Origin of the sequence: Pseudobacillus wudalianchiensis (assembly GCF_001685015.1) — a bacterium.
In the GTDB taxonomy this organism is placed as follows: domain Bacteria; phylum Bacillota; class Bacilli; order Bacillales; family Domibacillaceae; genus Pseudobacillus; species Pseudobacillus wudalianchiensis.
This window is the reverse complement of record NZ_MAYT01000026.1, coordinates 1-301: the sequence shown is the minus strand read 5'-3', so window position 1 is coordinate 301 and position 301 is coordinate 1. Positions and strand designations below refer to the sequence as shown.

Genomic DNA, 301 nt, shown 5'->3' with positions numbered 1-301 from the left:
TGCGATCCCAAAGCTGACTCTACCCGCCTGCTCCTGGGCGGTCTGGCTCAGAAGAGCGTCCTGGACACCCTCCGGGAGGAAGGCGAAGATGTGGATCTGGAGGATATCCGCCGCAGCGGCTTCTCCGGCACGGTATGCGTAGAATCCGGCGGCCCGGAACCCGGCGTGGGCTGCGCCGGCCGGGGCATCATTACTTCCATCAACCTACTGGAACAATTGGGAGCTTATGCTGACAGTGAAGCCTTAGATTACGTCTTCTATGACGTCCTGGGCGACGTGGTCTGCGGCGGCTTCGCCATGC

Annotated in this window: 1 pseudogene; it reads left to right on the top strand. The window is 61.8% G+C overall.

Annotated features, from left to right (window positions below):
• Positions 1-27: 27 nt before the first annotated feature.
• Positions 28-301: pseudogene (gene nifH, locus A8F95_RS13175) on the top strand (nitrogenase reductase); the annotation flags it as partial.